At 70.3% G+C, this 12,860-nt stretch carries 16 protein-coding genes; 9 read left to right on the forward strand and 7 right to left on the reverse strand.

Annotation, left to right across the window (positions count from 1 at the left end):
• The first annotated feature begins 159 nt into the window (after nucleotides 1-159).
• Nucleotides 160-699, forward strand: coding sequence for a hypothetical protein (locus tag ACWCQ1_RS25800; RefSeq protein WP_451027482.1), 540 nt, complete (start codon nucleotides 160-162; stop codon nucleotides 697-699).
• A 129-nt stretch (nucleotides 700-828) separates the two neighbouring features.
• Here the strand turns inward: ACWCQ1_RS25800 and ACWCQ1_RS25805 are convergent, their stop codons facing one another.
• On the reverse strand, nucleotides 829-1,704 hold the full coding sequence (locus ACWCQ1_RS25805) for an alpha/beta fold hydrolase (protein ID WP_451027483.1): 876 nt from the start codon (nucleotides 1,702-1,704) through the stop codon (nucleotides 829-831).
• 326 nt (nucleotides 1,705-2,030) lie between these two features.
• Here ACWCQ1_RS25805 and ACWCQ1_RS25810 point away from each other — a divergent pair, with 326 nt between their 5' ends.
• Nucleotides 2,031-2,408: a hypothetical protein gene (locus ACWCQ1_RS25810; RefSeq protein ID WP_358601594.1), complete on the forward strand. Its 378-nt coding sequence runs from the start codon at nucleotides 2,031-2,033 to the stop codon at nucleotides 2,406-2,408.
• A 24-nt stretch (nucleotides 2,409-2,432) separates the two neighbouring features.
• On the opposite strand, the gene ACWCQ1_RS25815 is transcribed toward ACWCQ1_RS25810, so the two are convergent.
• Nucleotides 2,433-3,251, reverse strand: a complete 819-nt coding sequence (locus ACWCQ1_RS25815; protein ID WP_133043866.1) for an SAM-dependent methyltransferase — start codon at nucleotides 3,249-3,251, stop codon at nucleotides 2,433-2,435.
• A gap of 259 nt (nucleotides 3,252-3,510) precedes the next feature.
• Here ACWCQ1_RS25815 and ACWCQ1_RS25820 point away from each other — a divergent pair, with 259 nt between their 5' ends.
• Nucleotides 3,511-3,711, forward strand: coding sequence for a hypothetical protein (locus ACWCQ1_RS25820; RefSeq protein ID WP_451027484.1), 201 nt, complete (start codon nucleotides 3,511-3,513; stop codon nucleotides 3,709-3,711).
• A 325-nt stretch (nucleotides 3,712-4,036) separates the two neighbouring features.
• Here ACWCQ1_RS25820 and ACWCQ1_RS25825 read toward each other — a convergent pair whose 3' ends face one another.
• From ACWCQ1_RS25825 to ACWCQ1_RS25835, 3 genes are all read right to left on the reverse strand, one after another.
• A complete protein-coding gene (locus tag ACWCQ1_RS25825; protein ID WP_451027485.1) occupies nucleotides 4,037-5,026 on the reverse strand; it encodes an aldo/keto reductase in 990 nt (329 codons plus the stop codon).
• A gap of 111 nt (nucleotides 5,027-5,137) precedes the next feature.
• Nucleotides 5,138-5,770, reverse strand: a complete 633-nt coding sequence (locus tag ACWCQ1_RS25830; protein ID WP_358601588.1) for a carboxylesterase family protein — start codon at nucleotides 5,768-5,770, stop codon at nucleotides 5,138-5,140.
• 32 nt (nucleotides 5,771-5,802) lie between these two features.
• Nucleotides 5,803-6,402 (reverse strand): carboxylesterase family protein, encoded by a 600-nt coding sequence (locus tag ACWCQ1_RS25835; RefSeq protein ID WP_451027486.1) that lies wholly within the window; start codon nucleotides 6,400-6,402, stop codon nucleotides 5,803-5,805.
• Between the two features lie 322 nt (nucleotides 6,403-6,724).
• Here ACWCQ1_RS25835 and ACWCQ1_RS25840 point away from each other — a divergent pair, with 322 nt between their 5' ends.
• Complete coding sequence (locus ACWCQ1_RS25840) at nucleotides 6,725-7,351, forward strand: SigE family RNA polymerase sigma factor (protein ID WP_358601583.1); 627 nt, start codon at nucleotides 6,725-6,727, stop codon at nucleotides 7,349-7,351.
• 17 nt (nucleotides 7,352-7,368) lie between these two features.
• Nucleotides 7,369-8,085: a hypothetical protein gene (locus tag ACWCQ1_RS25845; protein WP_358601581.1), complete on the forward strand. Its 717-nt coding sequence runs from the start codon at nucleotides 7,369-7,371 to the stop codon at nucleotides 8,083-8,085.
• Nucleotides 8,086-8,128: 43 nt separating this feature from the next.
• Here the strand turns inward: ACWCQ1_RS25845 and ACWCQ1_RS25850 are convergent, their stop codons facing one another.
• Complete coding sequence (locus ACWCQ1_RS25850) at nucleotides 8,129-8,692, reverse strand: MBL fold metallo-hydrolase (protein ID WP_358601578.1); 564 nt, start codon at nucleotides 8,690-8,692, stop codon at nucleotides 8,129-8,131.
• A 218-nt stretch (nucleotides 8,693-8,910) separates the two neighbouring features.
• On the opposite strand from ACWCQ1_RS25850, the gene ACWCQ1_RS25855 reads away from it, so the two are divergent.
• Complete coding sequence (locus ACWCQ1_RS25855) at nucleotides 8,911-9,927, forward strand: ArsR/SmtB family transcription factor (protein WP_358601576.1); 1,017 nt, start codon at nucleotides 8,911-8,913, stop codon at nucleotides 9,925-9,927.
• Between the two features lie 201 nt (nucleotides 9,928-10,128).
• Nucleotides 10,129-10,689 (forward strand): hypothetical protein, encoded by a 561-nt coding sequence (locus ACWCQ1_RS25860; protein WP_358601573.1) that lies wholly within the window; start codon nucleotides 10,129-10,131, stop codon nucleotides 10,687-10,689.
• 21 nt (nucleotides 10,690-10,710) lie between these two features.
• Here ACWCQ1_RS25860 and ACWCQ1_RS25865 read toward each other — a convergent pair whose 3' ends face one another.
• A complete protein-coding gene (locus ACWCQ1_RS25865; RefSeq protein WP_358601570.1) occupies nucleotides 10,711-10,995 on the reverse strand; it encodes a hypothetical protein in 285 nt (94 codons plus the stop codon).
• A gap of 252 nt (nucleotides 10,996-11,247) precedes the next feature.
• Between ACWCQ1_RS25865 and ACWCQ1_RS25870 the strand changes: the two genes are divergently transcribed.
• Both ACWCQ1_RS25870 and ACWCQ1_RS25875 read left to right on the forward strand, forming a co-directional pair.
• Nucleotides 11,248-12,201, forward strand: a complete 954-nt coding sequence (locus tag ACWCQ1_RS25870) for a hypothetical protein (RefSeq protein WP_358601567.1) — start codon at nucleotides 11,248-11,250, stop codon at nucleotides 12,199-12,201.
• 105 nt (nucleotides 12,202-12,306) lie between these two features.
• A complete protein-coding gene (locus ACWCQ1_RS25875) occupies nucleotides 12,307-12,855 on the forward strand; it encodes a GNAT family N-acetyltransferase (protein ID WP_451027487.1) in 549 nt (182 codons plus the stop codon).
• Nucleotides 12,856-12,860: the final 5 nt, after the last annotated feature.

Here is a 12,860-nt window from a genome sequence, read left to right on the forward strand (position 1 = left end):
GGTAAATCAGGAAAGTCGTGTCTCTAGGCAATTCCAGCCGTTCGCACCGCCCGCAGCCCGATGACCTGCACCTTCAGCCCGCAAGAGCCTCCAAGGCGCTCGAATTACGTCGAACCCGGGATCGAGACATCGACCATCACCCACAACCAGATCGATCACGTGCCCTACACGGCCATCTCCATCGGCTGGGGCGGCTGGCCCGACAAAGTGAGCCTGCCCGCACAGCCCAACTACTCGAACAACAACACGATCTCGTACAACCTGATCCACGACCACATGTCGCTGCTCGGTGACGGCGGCGCCGTCTACACGAACGGCATCACCGGCACCTCGATGAACAACGGCGAGAAGGTCGTCGGCAACGTCGTCCACGACCAGCTCAACACCTCGGGCGGCCACGTGCTGTACACCGACAACGGCGCCACCTACGTCTCGATCCTCGGTAACGCGGTGTGGAACATCAACGTCTCGCCGTGGGGCAGCAAGCACGTGAACTACACGGCGGGCGACGGCACGTACGACCCCACGGACATCGAGGGCAACTACTGGCCCGACGGTCCGTCCGACTACGACAACAAGAAGGTCCTGATCAAGGACAATCACGCCATCACCGGATCGTCCCAGGTTCCGTCGAGCATCATCGCGGCGGGCGGCATCGAGTCGCAGTACCGGGCGATCCTCTCCTGGCAGCCGGCCTGACAGGAACAGAGCGGCGGTGAACCATGGGCCTGCCCCGGAGAACGCGGGGCAGGCCCAACCCGGTCGAACTCCAGGCCTGGTCAGCGGTGAGCAGCGCGGTTCATCTCGACGACGTCCTCCAGAGTGGGGTCAAGCCGCCGTGTTCAGCAGGTCGGCGAGTACGTCGGGGCGTTCCAGGGCGATGAAGTGGCCTGCCTTCGGTACCTGGGTGAAGTCCGCGGTCGGCAGTAGCTGTCGGTTGGCCTCCCGGTCGGAGGGACGGGACCAGTCCTTCTCGCCGTAGACGAGGTGCACGGGTGCCTTGACCCCGGGGTAGCGCGAGCGGGCCACGATGAGGCTGGGCAAGGCCTGGTACACGCCCCGGGCGACGACCGGGTAGCCGGGGCGGCGGCCCACCTGGAGCAGTTCGTCCACGTAGTCCGCCCGCAGCGCGCTCTTGTCGCCGAGGCCGCCCTGCAGGACGGCGCGCAGGGCGGGCCTGGGCTCCACCCCGGCGATCACCGGGCCCACTCCGGGCGCGAGGACGCCGCTGACCACGACGCGGGCCAGCAGGCTGGAGCGGGCGATCCCGCCGCGGAAGTCGTACGTGTTCACCGCGACGACGCGCCGCACCCGCTCCGGCAGATCGGCCGCGGTGGTCAGGGCGAGCACCGCCCCCATGGACTCGCCGACCAATGTCACGTCATGCAGGTCGAGTTCGGTCAGGAGCCGCTCGACGCCCGCGCGCATGGCCGGCTCGTCGTAGGACGCGCCCGGCACGATCTCGGAGTAGCCCATCCCCGGGAGGTCGAGGGCGTGGACGGTGTACCGGTCCGCGATCAGCGGGATGAGGTGGCGGAAGTGCTCGGCCTGGGTGCGCACGGTGTGCAGCAGGACCAGGGGGGCGCCGCTGCCCGCCTTGAGGTAGCGGAGGGTCCCCTCGCCGCTGTGTCCCGCGCGCGGGACGATGGTGTGGCTGGTGGTCCCCGGAATGTGGATCGTGGGACGTGACTCGCGGGCGGGCATATCGCCGACTCCTTGCGTGGGAAGGGGGTCCGCCGGTGACGAAGGCGTTTCCGCCCTTCAGAGCAGTCGTGACGCTCTCCGGAGAACAAGAAACCGATCGGTTCCTACAAGGTAAACCGATCGGTTTCCGCGCGCAAGCCCGACGTGCCGCAGACCCTGGCCGACAGCGAGGACGCCGCCACTGCCTTGCCGTCCGCCCCGCCGGCTGTACGTCCCGCCGGGCTCCCCCGCGCAGGAGTAGGCCCGGCGCCGCTTCCCGCACAAGCCGGTCAAGGAAGTCACCGGTGGCTGGCAGCCCCCTGCCAAACGCCGAGTATCGTCCGCACATGGACACCACGGCTGAACCCCGCGTCCTCGTCGTCGGCCTTGATCCCTACCGTGTGCCGGGGCCGTGGGACCCCGAACCAGTGGCCAAGGCGATCGAGGTGGGACTGGCCAAGTTCGCCGAACACGGCGTGGGCGTGGAGACCTGCCTGGTCGGCCTCGACGGAAGTGACGACGTGACCGCGGTCGTCGCGAACGCGCTGCGCGCCCGTCGGTGGGAGTGCGTCGTCATCGGCGGTGGCCTCCGGCACTCGGACGATCAGGCCGAACTCCTCGAGCAGGTGGTCAACCTGGTCCGGCGGCACGCACCCGACGCGGCCATCGCCTTCAACAGCACCCCGGCCACCACTTACGAGGCCGCCGCCCGTTGGATCGGGTGACGGCATCACGTCCGGCGATCACTGCTAGGCCTTGCGGGCCAGTCCCGCCGCGATGAGGTGTTCCCAGACCGTGAGTTCGCGCCTGCCGCCGCTGTTCCACGGGCTGTCGTTCTCGTCGGGACGCCACAGGGACGCGGGGACGATCCCGGGGTCGAGGATCTCCAGGCCGTCCAGCAGAGCTGCGATCTCCTCGTCGGTGCGCCAGCGGCCCCGGCCGAAGGTCTGCTGGAGGACCTTCTCGGCCTCCACCGTCTCCGCGTTGTTGCCGGAGCGGAAGTGGCTGACGAAGAAGTAGCTTCCCGAGGGCACCTGTTCGCGCCAGTAGCGGACGAGGCCGGCCGGGTCCTCGTCGTCGTTGACGTGGTGGAGGATGGCGCTGAGGATGACGGCGACGGGCCGGGTGAAGTCGATGAGTTCCAGGGTGTCGGGGTGGGTGCGGATGCCTTCGGGGTTGCGCACGTCGACCGCGACGACGCGGGTCCGTTCGTTGTTCTCCAGCAGTGCGCGCCCGTGGACGAGCACCTGGGGGTCGATGTCGACGTACACGACCCGGGACTCGGGGGCGTTGCGCTGCGCGACCTGGTGGACGTTGTCGGCGGTCGGCAGACCACTGCCCAGGTCGATGAACTGCCGTACGTCCGTGGTCCTCGCGATCTCCCTGACCGCCCGGGTCAGGGCCGCGCGGTTGGCGAAGGCGATGGCCACCGAGCCGGGCAGGTCACGCTTGAACACGTCGCCGATCTCCCGGTCCACGGCGTAGTTGTCCTTGCCGCCCAACAGGTAGTCGTACACGCGTGCGATGCTGGGCTTGGTCGGGTCGATGGAGGAGCCTTCGTGGGTCATGACGGCCATTCTTCCCGCAACTTCGCCTGCTCACAGCCGTTTTGCGATCCTCGGCCGACCGGGCGGGCTGCGGCGGCCGAGACCGACGTCGACGGGTGCGACGACCGGCTCAACGCGGGTCACAGGCAGGCCGCTACTCGGGACGCCGGGCAGGTCGACATCGTGTTCGACGTGATCGGCGGCGCCGCTCTGGAGCGCTCGGCTCCGCTGGAACCGCGTCCTGGCGGCACGCTGGTCACCATCCGCCCATCCGCCCACCGTGCGGCCGGAGGACGGGCGGGCCCTGTTCTTCGTCGTGGAACCGGACCGCGGCCTCCTCGTCGGGCTCGTCGAGCGGCTGCGCGGCGGCCGGCTCCGCGTGCGGGTCGGCGCGGTTCGGCCGCCGGCCGAGGCCGCCGCCGCGTTCACCCCGCACCAACGCGTCCCGGGCCGCACCCTCATCCGGATCGCCGAGGACTGAGGACGCCAGGGCGCCCCGGCCGGACGAGGGCGGAAGTGGCCCCGGTCACAATTCAACTGTTCCCGCGTTCGGTCGGGTTAGGAATCCGAAAGCCGGGCATGCGCGTGACGAGTGGCCCGGCGACCGCACCTTCCCCCTGGTGACGGAGCCGGTCACCGCACGCGCGGTTTCGCGGCACTCCCCCCCGCCGCGGAAACCGCGCGCCGGAGGTCCTTGCGGCACACGGCACGAGAGGCTCCCCCACCTCGACTCCAGCCGCAAGGACCTCCCACCGCGTCCGGCATCCAACTGGCGCCCGCGGTCCACGGGGCAGCCGGTCCACGGGTCAGCGATTGACGGACCGCATCCCCGCCTCGTCGTACCGCTCTCCCGCCGCCTCGGGCAGCTCCGCTTCGATACGAGCCAGGTCGTCCTTGGTCAGGGCGATGTCGACCGCGGCGGCGTTCTGCTCCAGGTAGGTGCGCCGCTTGGTGCCCGGGATCGGCACCAGGTCCTCACCCTGGGCCAGCACCCAGGCGATGGCGAGCTGGGCCGGTGTGACGTCCTTCTCGGCGGCGATCTCCTTCACCTTGGCCGCCAGCCGCAGGTTCGCCTCCAGGTTGGCGTCCTGGAAGCGGGGGTTCTGGCGACGCCAGTCGTTCACGTCCAGATCGTCCGGCGAGGTGAACCGTCCGGCGAGGAACCCGCGTCCGAGCGGCGAGTACGGTACGAAGCCGATGCCCAGCTCGCGGCAGGCGGGCAGCACCTCGGCCTCCACGTCCCTCGACCACAGCGAGTACTCGCTCTGCACGGCGGTGACCGGGTGCACGGCGTGGGCCCGCCGGATGGTCTGCGCGCTCGCCTCGCTCAGCCCGATGTGGCGCACCTTGCCCTCGGCCACCAGTTCGCCGAGCGCGCCGACCGTCTCCTCGATGGGCACGTTCGGGTCGACCCGGTGCTGGTAGTACAGGTCGATGTGGTCGGTCCCGAGCCGCTTCAGGGAGCCGTGGACCGAACTGCGGACGTGCTCGGCCGAGCCGTCCTGCGGACCGACCGTGCTGATGTCGCCCGGTACGGCGTCGTCCATGCGGTAGTTGAACTTCGTCGCGAGCACGTACTCGTCACGGTGCCCCCGGATGGCCTCGCCGACCAGGGACTCGTTGGTGAGCGGTCCGTACATCTGCGCCGTGTCGAGGAAGGTCACCCCCAGATCGAGGGCCCGTCGGATGGTCGCGATCCCTTCCTCCTGGTCGGCGGACCCGTAGAAGGCGGACATGCCCATGCATCCCAGGCCGATGGCCGATACCTGCAATTCCCGCAGACTGCGCTTCTGCATGCCGTGGTCCAGCCTTTCCTGCACTCGTTCGTGCGTGGTTCAAGGACACGAGACGGCGCCCGGTGAGACCACCCGCCGACACCGGCCTCGTGCGCCGCTGCGTCTTCGACGCTACGACTTGGAGCGCACTTCAGGGCAAGTCCGCCGGGGATGGTCCTGCCAGATGCGCCTCGAATCCTCCAGCGGGTACGGCACGTCGCCGGGCGGCGCGTCCCAGACCCGGGTGGTGGGGCTGTCGGGGGTGAAGCGGGGCCAGCCCGGGTCGCCGGTGGCGGCGAAGGACGTCCACGCCGTGCGGATGTGTTCGGACAGTGCCGCGCATTCGGTGGGCGGCGGGGAGCCCAGCAGGCGGGCCGCCGGGCGGGTCGCGGTCGTGCCGAAGACGAACGGGACGTCGACCCCGTGGGCGGCCCCCAAGGTGGGCCCCCGCCAGGCGAAGTCGTAGAGCCAGGTCCGCCCGCCGGTGCGTGCGTGGGCCTCGGCCACCCATGTGGCGGGCATCCTGACGAGGGCGTCGGAGAGCATCACCGTGAACAGGTCCGGATCACTCAGGTGGGGATGGGCCCGGCGGTAGTCGTCGGCCGCCTGCTTCTCCAGCCCGACCGCCTCCGCCACGACCGCCAGGTCGACGTCCGGCGGGGGCGGCGCACCCTGACCCCGGAATTCCTCGTGGGTGAAACCGCAGACGAGCTCCACGTCGTGGCCCGCGCCCTCCCGCAGCGCCGCCCATACGGGCCCGGTCACGAGGTCACCGTCGACGACCGGCGCGAACGCGGTCAGCCCGTCCCGCTCGAGCAGCGGCTCGTCCTGGACGGCCAGGACGGTCTCGGGCGGCGCGGCGGCGAAAGCCTCTCGGGTGGCCGGGATGCCTGCGGCCCGAGCGATGGTCGTGGTGACCGCTTCGGCCTCGGCGACGGTACGGACACGGCGGGGATGCTCTGGGCGATCACCCGCCGGAACGGGCCGCGCGCGGCCGGGGCGCCCATGAGCAGGGCGATGGAGGCCGCACCGGCGGACTGGCCGAAGAGCGTGACCTTGGCGGCATCACCGCCGAACGCGGCGATGTTCTGCGCCACCCACTCCAGGGCCGCGATCTGGTCACGCAGCCCCCGGTTGTCCTCGGTGCCGGGCAGGTGCCCGAAAACCTCGAAGCCGACACGGTAGTTGAAGGTCACGACCACGACACCGGAGGCGGCCAGGGTGGCGCCGTCGTAGTGGGGCATGCTCGCCGCGCCGTGCTTCCACAGACCGCCGTAGATCCACACCATGACCGGCAGCCCGGCGGAACCGGGGTCGGGCGTCCACACGTTCACCGTGAGGCAGTCCAGGCCGTCACCGGGCCGCCACATCGACGGAGCGCGAGGGGTCGGCGCCACTTGTGGAGGCGCGGCGCGGCGCCGAACGCGACTGCGTCCCTCACCCCGTCCCAGTGAGGTGCCGGCGCCGGGGACCGGAACCGCCGGGGTCTTCGGGCGCGGCGGCGAAGGGAACGCCGAGGAAACGTGTGATCCCGTCCTGGACCGCTCCCCTGACCTTGCCGGCCACGGTCTCCCCGACCGGCCCCGCCGAACGCCGCTGTGAGCGTCCCGTACGCATGCAACCCCCGTGCTCCCCCAGCGGTGTTACTGGATGGGGTTCGTGTGCTCCATCGACCTGCGCGCGAACAGTGGAAGGAAACGGGGTAACGGGGTGTGCGCGATGACTGGCGCCTGGACGCCTGCCGCGTCCGGAAGAGGAACGGCCCGGGGTTCGCACCGGGACGCGGACGACAGCACGGACGCGGAGCACGGGAAGGACCTGCCCGAGGACGGCCTGGACGACTTCGAGACCTACGCGGCCGCCCGCTGGCCCCGGTTGCTGCGTACCGCCTATCTCCTGACCAACGGTGACCACCACGAGGCGGAGGACCTGGTCCAGGTCACCCTCGCCAAGGTCTATCTGCGCTGGCATCACATACGCACCCTGGACGCACCCGACCAGTACGTCCGGCGCGCGCTGATCAACAACAACAACACCCGGCACCGCAAACGGCGCGTCGTACAGCTGCTGACTCCCCACCTGCCCGAGCAGCGGATCCCGGGCGACGGCGCCGGCGGCCAGGACAGCTACGACACCCGCAGCGAGCTCCTCACCGCGCTCGCCACGCTCCCGCCCCGTCAACGGGCCGTCGTCGTGCTGCGCTACTGGGAATGCCTCAACGAACAGGAGACCGCGCAGGTCCTCGGCTGCTCCGTCGGCAACGTCAAGAGCCAGGCCAGCCGCGCGCTGAAGAAGCTCCGTGACTGCGCGGCACTGTCGGACTACGCCTCCGCGGCACAACGGTGAGAGGGAACGGCACAGACATGAAGACCGACTTGTCACCGCAGCCGCCGGTGCCGGAGCTGTGGCAGGCACTGGACGAAGCCACACGAGACTGCGCCGGCACGGCGTTCCCGCGGGAGCGGATCGTCCAGCGCGGAGAGGCTCTCAGGCGACGTCGACGGCTGACGGTGGTCACCCTCAGCGCGCTGCTGCTGGTTCCGCTGGGCATCGGACTCGCCTCGCTGCCGGCGTCGTCGGGGTCGGGCGCCGTCCCGGGTGAGGAGCCGCGGACAGTCGAGGCTTCGCAGCCGCACGAGTCCGCGAGCAGCGGGCCGGGCGTGCGCGTCGTACGCCCCGGGGAGCGGATCGAGGCGGGACTGGGCGTGTGGTACATGCTGAAACCGCGGGAGATGTGCGACGCCCGCGCGGGGGACGAGAAACCCGTCTGCGTCGGGCCGCTCGACGTGCAGCAGCCGGGCGCGGTACCGATCACCCAGGACTGGTACCCCCTCGAGCAGGGGGTGGTGCACATCCTCGCCTACACCGGGAAGAAGCCCGCGGCCCGGATCACGATGACGGAGGACGGCCGGACCACCGGCCTCCCCGTCGTGCGGCTGACCGGACGTCCCGCCTACGTCACGGCGTACGCCGTCAGCGCACCGCAGCCCGGCAGCGCCGAGGCCGGTCTGCTCACCGGCGGCCCCACCTTCCGTGTCCTCGGCGCCGACGGCACGGAACTGGCGAGATGGGGCCGGTGAACGACGTACCGCGTGACCGGCGACGGGTGGCCGCGCCGGCTGCTCAGACCGGTGTCGACGCCGACGGCGTGAACGGTGCCCCGTGTCCCGGCACGATCAGTGCCGGGCCGAGGGCGAGGACCTTCTCCCTGGCAGCCCGCAACTGCTCGCGGTCCGGGGCGAAGGGATCGTCCGCCGGCCCCTCGGCGGTCCACCACAGATGGGTCAGGACCACGAGGCCCTCGTCGGTCATGACGACGGTGCTGATGTCCTGCGGGGTGTGTCCGGGCGTCGTCATGAGCGTGATCGACGGGGAGAGGTGGTAACCGTTCGCGTCCCGGTCCTCCCAGATGTCGTCGCGGTAGATGGCCATGTGGTCGTGGAAGCGGGCTGCCGGAAACAGGGCGGCGTTCAGCGTGTGGTCCGGGTGGTGGTGGCTGAAGACGACGTCGGTGACGTCCTCGGGGCTCAGTTCCTGGTCCGTCAGCGGATCCAGGATGAGCCGGCGGTCGGCGACCATGCCGGGATCGACGACCACGACGGTCGCGCCGTCGATGAGCAGACTGACTGTGCCGGCCACGCGCGTGTGGGCGTATCCGGTGGTCAGCAGTCGGAAGGCTGCGGGCATGAGGCGCTCCTCGGAGAATGGGCCTGACGGGCAGTATGCAGCCGCGATCGCCCCAGGGAAGGAATGCTCGACTGCTGCCCGGCAGCCGAACCGGAACCAGAGGTTCCGAACTGGGCGACACCGAAGTCAACCAAGGGCACCGGCCACTCGTCCCCCTTGATGGACCCGTATCACGCATCGCCTCGACCAGCCCCCCACCACCATGAAATGAGGCCTGCATGCTCCGCATCCACTTCACGTCCCTCGACTTACAGAGCATCCGCGTGGCGCGTCGCCCCGATCCGTTGTGGGAACTCGTCTGCGCCGCCTGCCGACTGGTCACCCATCAGGGGCCGCTCGAGTTCGGCGCATGGCGCCGCGGTGTCCAGCAGCGGACGGCCCGCGATCTGGAGGCGCGCCGCGCCCTGCATCTGCTGGGGACGCTCGTCCCTCCCTTCGGCTACATCCCCGACTTCCTCACCCCGTCCGTCTCGGACGACGGTCTGCCCGCAGCCCTGGAACAGGTGCGGGCCACACCCCGCGCCCGGCTGCAACAGGAGTTGGCCGTTCTCGCCGGGTCCCGCCCGCTCCCGGCGTGGACGACGACGCTCGGCAGGCCGGGAGACCGAAGCATGGATTCCCTGGTCAGGGCGTTGGAGGTCTCTTCCAAGGCACTGCTCGAACCGCGGTGGGGCCTGGTTCGCCGAGCCGTGCACGCCGAGGTCGATCTGCGGGCCCGCACACTCCTCGACGGCGGAGTCCGTGCTCTGCTGGAGAGTCTGCGGCCGTTCGCCCGGTGGAACCCACCGGTTCTGGAGGTGGACTATCCCGCCGACCGGGACCTGCATCTGGACGGCCGGGGTCTGCTGCTGCTCCCTTCCTACTTCTGCTGGCGCAGGCCCACCGCGCTCGCCGACCCCACCCTCGGCCCGCTGCTCGTCCTTCCGCTCACCGCCCGGCCCTTCGACACGGTCGCCCTCAACGGTGGCGGCCTGGAACGCCTGTTGGGCCGCACCCGGGCCACCGTGCTCGCCCAGGTGGCACGCGGCCGCACCCGCACGACCTCCGAAGTGGCGGAAGCGGTGGGCATCGCCCTCCCCAGCGCCAGCTATCAGCTCGCCGTCCTGCGGGACGGAGGACTGGTGGCGAGCCAACGGGAGGGCCAGTTCGTACGGCATTCCGCTACGGCCATGGGCCACCAACTGCTGGACACGGACACACGCTCGCTGACCGGACCCGATCCGGCCAGCCCCTGACGCGCACGGAGACACCGGCCTTTTCGAGGGCAGCGTTCCGCCGTGGTACGGCAGCGAACACCGGCGGGTGATTCGCCAGGGTCCGCCACCCCTTCCGCCAGGTGGAAATATCTACCAGCATGAATATGCCGGGCCTGGCCGTCCCGGCTGTGTGGGAGGAGTCTGTCCGCTTGCGCGGGCAACATGAAGCCGGAGGACACCATGCAGACCGTTATGCGGCAGGCCACCGAGTGGCTCGCGGCCGCTGCGAACGATCCACGCGAGTGCAAGCGGCAGTGGCACAGCGAGTCGGGTATCGCGGTGCTCGCGTGCGGCCGGTTCTGGGACGTGCTCAGCGTGCCCGAGGAACTGGCCATGCCCGCCCTGGACGCCCTGCTGGGCATCCCGCAGCCCCCCGGTCCCGCACTCGCGGACGTGTGTGCCCGCCGCGTGGCGCTCTTCCTGCCGCCCGATCCCACGGGCCGCTGGATCGGTTCGGGCATCCGCTACTCGGGCAAGGGCGCATGGGTCGCGGTCCCGGCGCCGTACCGTGCAGTCGGACGTCTGCGCTGGGTGATTCCGCCGAACGGGAGCGGCGCGCTGTTCGTGCCGGCCGCCGTGGAACTGGCCCTGCAGCTGGCCCTGGGCCGGCTCTCCTCGCAGGCCCGGTGGAGACGACGGTGCCCCACGTGCGGGGCGTCGACCCCCGACGGCCGTTTTCCGGCCGTCGACGCGGCCGTCGGTCACCCGCGGAGCACCACGCCGGACACCGCGAGGCCGTGAACGCGCCGCAGTGAGGCTGCGTCAGCGTGCGGGCAACTGATCAGCGGGGTGCTCCACGCACAGCTCGGCGACGAGTTCCCGGTGCGACGCGCGCACCGGGCCCGGATGGTGCGCCGTGATCGCGGGACTGATGGCCGTGAGCAGCGTCCACTGGGGATCACGAGCCCCCGGTACCGTGCGGCCGCGAGCCCGCCACTCCCTGATCAGCGCGGCGTAGATGGGCGGATCCTCCTGCGGCGCCGCGAGGCGGGTGCCGTACGACGACTGCTGTTCCTCGTCCTCCGGGACGAGGAGTCCGGTGCTCACAGTGGGGTCCATGCTGGAGGCAACGCGCCCGCGTTCGCAGGTGGTACGTCTCCGCTCCGCTATGGCCCCATCGGATGAGGCCGCGTCCTTCGATAGGGGCGATGTACTTGTCCGACGAGATCACCATGCCTTCATGTGCGAAACACTCCCGAAGAACGCCGAGTGAAGGTTGTTGAGACATCGATGTCAGTGGGCCCTGTTATAACCGGGGCGTGGGCACTCAAGGGGGGTGCCCGTGTCGAGGAGGGGAACATGACTGTGCGCAGACGCGCGGTTTCTCCGCGGTCGCTGCTGGGCGCGTTATTGAGCCTGGCCGTGGCGGTCGGTCTCAGTGTCGGCGTGGCCGGGTCGGCGTCGGCCGCCGCCGGAACACCGGCGGCCGTGACCAAGTACAGCTTCACCAGCCAGTCCGGCGACTACATCGGCCAGGGCGGCAGCGCGACCTACACGCCGTCCACGGCCACCGTCAGCGCGGACGGCGATGCCGGCTACGTGCGGTTCAGGGTGAGCACCGCCGACGAATGGTGGGACGTCGACCTCGCGGCGCCCGCCGGAGAGCAGCTGCACCCGGGCGTCTACCGCAACGCGGAGCGCGCCCCGTTCCGTACCGGACGGTCCCCCGGTCTCGACGTCTCCGGAGACGGCCGCGGCTGCAACGAGGTCTACGGGCAGTTCTCGGTCAACCAGATCGAGACGGACACCTCCGGAGCGATCACGGTCCTGGACGCCACCTACACCCAGCACTGCGAGAACGCTGACGCCCCCGCCCTCAAGGGCGTCCTCAAGTACCGTGCCTACCCGCTCTCCTACGCCTACACGAGCGATGCCGGCGACTACATAGGCCAGGGCGCGAGCCAGACACATCAGGGTGCCACCAGCACCTTCTCGCTCAGCGGCTACGGCGACGGCGTCCGCTACGGCGTCTCCGGCAAGCGGGAGTACTGGACCGCGGAACTGACCCCGCCGGACGGCGAACAGTTCGTGGCCGGACGGACCTACCAGGCGCAGCGCAGCCACGCCCCCTCCGTGGCAGGACTCGACGTGTACGGCAACGGACGCGGCTGCAACACGGTCACGGGAGAGTTCACGATCACCAAGCTCGCCCGTGGCGACGACGGCGCCGTCAAGGCGTTCGCCGCCACTTTCGTGCAGCACTGTGAGGGCGGCGGACCCGCTCTGCACGGCACGATCCACTACTACGCCTGACCGACGGGCGGCCCGCCCGCGGCTGAGCGGTCGCGGGCGGGCCGCGTGTCGTTCCTGCTCCAAAACCGTGTGCGAGCCGCCCTGAGGGGCCTTTACCCTCCGGGCATGGATCTTCGCGAAGAACTTCCGGACGACGGACGGGCCGTACGGAACGTTCACCTGCGGGCGTTCGGTGGCCATGGCCTCGTCGTGGCCGACCTGGTCGACACCCTGCGGAGCACCATCACGCCCGGGGACGGTCTCTCACTGGTCGCCGTGGAGGGCGGACAGGTCGTCGGGCACGTGATGTTCACCCGCAGTCTTCTCGATGCCCCTCGTCGGCTGGTGGACGTGCAGGTCCTCAGTCCGCTGGCCGTCATGCCGGAGTTCCACAAGCGCGGTATCGGCTCGGCCCTGGTCCGGCGCGGACTGGAGGTCCTCGCCGAACGGGCCGTGCCCCTCGTCTTCCTGGAGGGCGATCCGGGCTATTACTCGCGTTTCGGCTTCTTGCCCGGCGGTGGCCTGGGCTTCCGAAAGCCGTCCCTGCGCATCCCGGACGACGCCTTTCAGGTCATCAGGTTCCCGGAGCATGAGGCATGGATGACGGGGACGCTGGTCTACGCGGAGCCGTTCTGGCGGCATGACGCAGTCGGCCTGCGCGACTCCGACGCGTAGGCTCG

This window comes from Streptomyces sp. NPDC002144, from assembly GCF_053593695.1.

Bases quoted from the DNA above. Each gene is read 5' to 3' on its own strand.
- ACWCQ1_RS25840 (WP_358601583.1), top strand. From the start codon at position 6,725: ATGACTGGCGCCTGGACGCCTGCCGCGTCCGGAAGAGGAACGGCCCGG.
- ACWCQ1_RS25825 (WP_451027485.1), bottom strand. From the start codon at position 5,026: ATGCAGAAGCGCAGTCTGCGGGAATTGCAGGTATCGGCCATCGGCCTG.
- ACWCQ1_RS25860 (WP_358601573.1), top strand. From the start codon at position 10,129: ATGCAGACCGTTATGCGGCAGGCCACCGAGTGGCTCGCGGCCGCTGCG.
- ACWCQ1_RS25875 (WP_451027487.1), top strand. From the start codon at position 12,307: ATGGATCTTCGCGAAGAACTTCCGGACGACGGACGGGCCGTACGGAAC.
- ACWCQ1_RS25855 (WP_358601576.1), top strand. From the start codon at position 8,911: ATGCTCCGCATCCACTTCACGTCCCTCGACTTACAGAGCATCCGCGTG.
- ACWCQ1_RS25845 (WP_358601581.1), top strand. From the start codon at position 7,369: ATGAAGACCGACTTGTCACCGCAGCCGCCGGTGCCGGAGCTGTGGCAG.
- ACWCQ1_RS25870 (WP_358601567.1), top strand. From the start codon at position 11,248: ATGACTGTGCGCAGACGCGCGGTTTCTCCGCGGTCGCTGCTGGGCGCG.
- ACWCQ1_RS25815 (WP_133043866.1), bottom strand. From the start codon at position 3,251: ATGACCCACGAAGGCTCCTCCATCGACCCGACCAAGCCCAGCATCGCA.
- ACWCQ1_RS25805 (WP_451027483.1), bottom strand. From the start codon at position 1,704: ATGCCCGCCCGCGAGTCACGTCCCACGATCCACATTCCGGGGACCACC.
- ACWCQ1_RS25810 (WP_358601594.1), top strand. From the start codon at position 2,031: ATGGACACCACGGCTGAACCCCGCGTCCTCGTCGTCGGCCTTGATCCC.
- ACWCQ1_RS25850 (WP_358601578.1), bottom strand. From the start codon at position 8,692: ATGCCCGCAGCCTTCCGACTGCTGACCACCGGATACGCCCACACGCGC.